Source organism: Microbacterium sp. (assembly GCF_031178525.1).
Lineage (GTDB): Bacteria > Actinomycetota > Actinomycetes > Actinomycetales > Microbacteriaceae > Microbacterium.
The window spans coordinates 1-4661 of sequence record NZ_JAPSJA010000191.1 but is presented as its reverse complement, the minus strand read 5'-3'; the positions used below and the strand labels follow the sequence as shown (position 1 = coordinate 4661).

Sequence of the window (4661 nt, the reverse complement as noted above, 5' to 3'; positions counted from 1 at the left end):
ACGCCGAGCACGTGATCCTCGGCCAGTGTTCCGCCGCCCGTGGCGATCTCGTCCAGGTCGCTCGCCAGCCACCACTCGCCCGCGCCCTCGGTGTCCAGGTACGACTGGGGCCTGATGATCGCGCGCGGGACGACCGGATCGGCGCGGTCGGCGATCCCGAGCGCGTGCAGTCCGTCCGCGCCGAGCGTCGGCAACGCGGCGTCGACGGCGGTGCGCGGCTGCGGCACACCGAGCACGAGCAGGCGGCCCAGCGTGGCGAGCGCATCCTGCCGATCGCCGAGGCCCCGTAGCGCTGGCACCCGCAGGCCGCGGCCGATCGCGTCGTCCGCCTCGACGCCCCAGGCCGCGCGCAGCGCCTCCGACCGGAATCGTGCGGCGCGCAGGTCGGTCGCCAGGGCGGCGCACAGCCCGGCATCAGGGTTCGGTGTCACGTGTCCATTCAACCCCGCGGGGCGGGTCCTCCGGAGGCCGGGGCTCGCCGGGCCGCGGTGTCGTCCGCCATGCGCACGGTCTTCCAGCGATTTCTTAAGCACTTCCGAGCGACCGATCTGGCACTCGCGATGGGAGAGTGCTAATCAATATATCGAGTCCCCGAGACTCAGGTCCGAAGCGCCACGAACAGACAAGAGGAGGATCACGATGGCGATGTTCTTCGACCCGTTCCGTGAGTTCGACCGCATGGCCGAGCAGCTGTTCGACCGTCAGGGTCCGCGGCTGATGCCGATGGACCTCTACCGCGACGGCGACCACTACGTCCTCAGCGCCGACCTGCCGGGCATCGACCCGGGCAGCGTCGACATCGACGTGGACGGCCAGCTGCTCACCATCCGCGCCGAACGCACCCCCCGCAGTGCCGAGGGCGTGAAGTGGATCACGCGCGAGCGCACGACGGGATCGTTCCTGCGCCAGCTGAATCTGGGGCAGGGCATCGACACGGCCGGCATCTCGGCGACGTACGACAACGGCGTGCTGAGCGTGCTCATCCCGATCAGCGAGAAGGCGAAGCCCCGCAAGGTCGAGGTGCAGCGCTCGGTCGGCGCGAAGGACGTCACGCCCGAGCTGACGACCTGACGATCCCTCATCGCTCTGCTCGTCGCGCGACGAGGGCAGCGAGCGGTGGGAACGCACCGGACCTCCCGCGGTGTCGGGCCGCGGGAGGTCCGGCGCGTTTGGGCTCGCTCCGATCGGTCGTCGAGCCGGGGAGTCAGCTGTCGCGTCGCGCGCCCTCCGACGGCAGCACCGTGAAGGCGTGCGGCGCCGTGTAGCCACGGTCGGCGAACGCGCGGACGGCGGCGTCGGCCACCGCATCGACCGCGCTCGCCTCGACGAGCGCGACGGCGGATCCGCCGAAGCCGCCGCCCGTCATGCGGGCACCGATCGCGCCGGCCTCGAGCGCGGCCTCGACCGCCGTGTCGAGTTCGGGCACCGAGATCTCGAAGTCGTCGCGCATCGACGCGTGCGATGCCACCAGCAGCTCGCCGATCGCGCGCGGGCCGGCGGCGGCGAGCGCCGCGACCGTGTCGAGCACGCGCTGATTCTCGGTCACGATGTGCCGCACGCGCCGGAAAGTGACGTCGTCCAGGAGGTCGCGCGCGCGGTCGAGATCGGCGCCGGTGACGTCGCGCAGCGACGGCACCCCGAGCGCGGCGGCGCCGCGCTCGCAGGCGGCGCGGCGGTCGCGGTAGCCGCCGCTCGCGTGCGCGTGCTCGACCCGGGTGTCGATGGCGAGCAGCACAAGGCCCTCCCGCTCCAGCCCGAGATCGACCGACCGGGTCTCGAGCGTGCGGCAGTCGAGGAACGTCGCGGCATCCGCGCGGCCCATGATCGAGGAGACCTGGTCCATGATCCCCGTCGGGGCGCCGACGGCCTCGTTCTCGGCGCGGCGTCCGGCCTTCGCAAGATCCAGCGGCGCGAGATCGAGCCGCCACAGGTCGTTCAGGGCCGCGGCGACGGACCCCTCGATGGCCGCCGACGAGGACAGTCCCGCGCCGACCGGCACGTCCGAGGCGATCGCGATGTCGACACCGGGCACGTCCGCTTCCGAGCGTCCGGCCGCGGTGAGCGCTGCCCACGCCACACCGAGCGGGTATGCGGCCCATTCGGGCACCGCGCGTGAGGCGACGGCGGCGCCCGCCGATCCGCCGAACGTGCTCACCAGCTCGGCGACCGGCAGCTCGACCGCACCGGGTGCGAAGGTCGAGGCGACTCGCAAGACGCCATCCTGGCGGATCCGTGCCGCGGCGTAGGTGCGGTACTGGATCGCGAACGGCAGCACGAAGCCCTCGTTGTAATCGGTGTGCTCGCCGATGAGGTTCGCCCTGCCCGCGGACGACCAGATCCCCTCGGGCCGGTCGCCCGTGAGCTCGGCGAACAGCTGGGCGGCGTCCTGCAGCGCGGTGTGCGACGCGGTCACGTGAGGTCCTCCGTGATGGTGGCGAGAGCCTCGCGCAGCTTCGCGGCGCTCTGCTCGGGCGGGATGTCGCCGATCCAGGCGCCCATGGCGGCCTCGGATCCGGCGAGGAACTTGAGCTTGTCGGCCCCGCGGCGCGGCGACGTCAGCTGCAGGTGCAGCCGGGCGCTGTCGCGGCCGACGTCGACCGGCGCCTGATGCCAGGCGGCGATGTACGGCGTCCCGCCGGCGAACGCGCCGTGCGGGTCGGTCCCGTACAGCGCGTCGACCCCGCGCAGCAGACGCAGGTACAGCGGCGCGAGCTCGTCGCGCTCGGCCCCGCTCAGCGCGGCGAAGTCGGCGACGTGGCGGCGCGGCGCGAGGTGCACCTCGATGGGCCAGCGCGCCGCGAACGGCACGTAGGCGATCCAGTGCTCGCCCTCGAGCAGCACGCGCGGCCCCGCGGCCTCGAACTCGACGATGCGCTGGAACAGGTCGGCGCCCTCACGCTCGATGGCCGCAAGCAGCTGCTTGGTGCGGGGCGTGATGTACGGGTACGCGTAGATCTGGCCGTGCGGATGCTGCAGCGTCACGCCGATCTCGGCACCACGGTTCTCGAACACGAAGACCTGGCGCACGCCCGGCAGCGCCGACAGTGCGGCGGTGCGGTCCGCCCACGCCTCGATCACGGTGCGCGCGCGTGTGACCGTCTGCGTGCCGAAGGATCCCGTGCGCTCGGGGCTGAAGCACACGACCTCGCAGCGGCCCACCGACGTGCGCGAGCGGCCGAGGCCCGGAGCGTCGAGGTCGTCCAGGCCGCGGGCCGGATCGGCCGCGGCGGGCGCGGTTCCGAACGCCTCGTCGAGCGCGGGTCCGAACGAGGGGGAGCGGTTCTCGAAGACCGCGACGTCGTACAGGCTGGGCAGCTCGGACGGATTCGTGGGCGACTGCGGCGCGAGCGGATCGAGGTCGGCGGGCGGCATCACGACGCGGCTCTGCCGCGCGGCGGCCACCGAGATCCAGTCGCCGGTGAGCACGTCACGGCGCATCGTCGCGGTCTCGGGACGCGGCGCCAGGTCGCGCTCATCCGCGCGTCGCTCGGGCGGCAGGGTCGTCCCGGGGTCGTCGTAGTAGATCAGCTCGCGCCCGTCGGCGAGCACCGTCGCTCGCCGCACGACGCCCGCGCCGAGCTCGGCGGGCTCGGGCGCCGTCTGGTTCGAAGAGGAGGTCATCGGATTCCTTCGCTGTGCGCGTGTTGACGTCAACATGCATGATAGGTCCTGCGGGTGCGGTGCCCGCAACAACGAGAGGACACCGGATGGCGCGCAGCGTGTCGGCCGCGGACGTCGCGCGGCGCGCGGGCGTCTCGGGACAGACCGTCTCGCGCGTCACGAACGGCTCGGCGCGGGTCGACCCCGAAACGCGCGCGCGCGTCGAGGCCGCCATGGCGGAGCTCGGCTACCGGCCCCATCGCGCCGCGCGCGCGCTGCGCACCGGCCGCACGCGCACGATCGGGGTGCTGGTGCGCACGCTCTCGTCGGTCGGCAACGCGCGGATGCTCGAGGCCGTCGTCGCGGCCGGTGCCGCACGCGACCACGCCGTGCTCGTGCTCACGCTCGGCGACGACACCGCCGACGCCCTCGCGGCGGCTTACGCGGCGCTCGCGGACCACGGCGTGGACGGCGTCCTCGCGTTGAACGAGGCCACCCCCACCGTCCGCGCCGCCCAGGCGCCCTCGTTCCCGCTCGTCGCGGTCGACGCCGCGCCGACCGACGGGATCCCCGTGATCACGTCGGATCATGCCGGGGGAGCGGCCTCCGCCGTCGCGCACCTGCGGTCATCCGGTCACCGGATCGTCCACCACCTCGCAGGACCGCGCGGCTCCCACGCCGCCGACGAGCGCGAGAGCGGCTGGCGTGCGGCGCAGCCGGACGTCGAGCTTCCCGCCCCGGTCCGTGGCGACTGGACCTCGGCTTCCGGATTCGCGGTCGGCAGGGAGCTCGCCGCCGACCCCGAGGTCACCGCGGTCTTCGCCGCGAACGACCAGATGGCGTTGGGCCTGCTGCGAGCGCTGCACGAGGCAGGCCGCACGGAGGTGGCCGTGATCGGCTTCGACGACGTCGCCGACGCGGCCGAGTTCCAGCCGCCGCTCACGACCGTCGCCCAGGACTTCGCCGCGCTCGGCAGGGAAGCCGTCGCGCTGCTGCTCACGCGCGTGGAAGGCGGCGAGAGCCCGGCCCGCACGGTCATCCCGACGCACCTCGTCCTCCGC

General features: G+C 73.5%; 4 protein-coding genes and 1 pseudogene. 2 read left to right on the top strand and 3 right to left on the bottom strand.

The genetic code is table 11. From position 1 onward, the window contains the following. Positions 1–431: pseudogene (locus tag RIF89_RS11205) on the bottom strand (SAM-dependent methyltransferase); the annotation flags it as partial. Between the two features lie 208 nt (positions 432–639). Here RIF89_RS11205 and RIF89_RS11200 point away from each other — a divergent pair. Then, positions 640–1071, top strand: coding sequence for an Hsp20/alpha crystallin family protein (locus RIF89_RS11200; protein ID WP_309069192.1), 432 nt, complete (start codon positions 640–642; stop codon positions 1069–1071). Between the two features lie 133 nt (positions 1072–1204). Here RIF89_RS11200 and galK read toward each other — a convergent pair whose 3' ends face one another. Further along, positions 1205–2413 carry a galactokinase gene (gene galK, locus RIF89_RS11195; protein ID WP_309069191.1) on the bottom strand — a complete coding sequence of 403 codons (1209 nt, stop codon included), beginning with the start codon at positions 2411–2413 and terminating at the stop codon, positions 1205–1207. Then, complete coding sequence (gene galT / locus RIF89_RS11190; protein WP_309069190.1) at positions 2410–3621, bottom strand: galactose-1-phosphate uridylyltransferase; 1212 nt, start codon at positions 3619–3621, stop codon at positions 2410–2412. Before galT ends, galK begins: the two co-directional genes overlap by 4 nt. 86 nt (positions 3622–3707) lie before the next feature. On the opposite strand from galT, the gene RIF89_RS11185 reads away from it, so the two are divergent. Then, positions 3708–4661: LacI family DNA-binding transcriptional regulator (locus RIF89_RS11185; protein ID WP_309069189.1), on the top strand; the 954-nt coding region annotated here is incomplete at its 3' end.

Bases quoted from the DNA above. Each gene is read 5' to 3' on its own strand.
- RIF89_RS11200 (WP_309069192.1), top strand. From the start codon at position 640: ATGGCGATGTTCTTCGACCCGTTCCGTGAGTTCGACCGCATGGCCGAG.
- galT (WP_309069190.1), bottom strand. From the start codon at position 3,621: ATGACCTCCTCTTCGAACCAGACGGCGCCCGAGCCCGCCGAGCTCGGC.